Source organism: Faecalibacterium sp. DFI.5.82, from assembly GCF_029076575.1.
Taxonomy (GTDB): domain Bacteria; phylum Bacillota; class Clostridia; order Oscillospirales; family Ruminococcaceae; genus Faecalibacterium; species Faecalibacterium duncaniae.
On the sequence record NZ_JARFIS010000554.1, the window covers coordinates 1 to 309 of the forward strand.

A 309-nucleotide genomic window follows, 5' to 3' on the forward strand; every position below is an offset into this window, starting at 1 on the left:
GGCTGATGAGCTGCCTGCCTTTGGGTCTGAATCAGATCGAGATTCAGCGGGGGCTGACCACCAGTTCCACGGCGATCTTTGTGCCGTTCACCACACAGGAATTATTCCAGAACTGTAAGGAGGCGCTGTACTACGGCATCAACGCCCTGTCCAACAACCTTATCATGGTGGACCGCAATCTGCTGAAAAACCCCTATGGACTGATTCTCGGTACGCCGGGTTCCGGTAAATCTTTCAGCGCCAAGCGCGAGATCGACAACTGTTTCCTGCTGACTTCCGACGAGGTGGAAATCCTAGACCCGGAAGCGG

Annotated in this window: 1 pseudogene; it reads left to right on the plus strand. The window is 54.7% G+C overall.

Annotated features, from left to right (window positions below):
* A pseudogene (locus tag P0G09_RS17850) lies at positions 1-309 on the plus strand (conjugal transfer protein TraE); the annotation flags it as partial.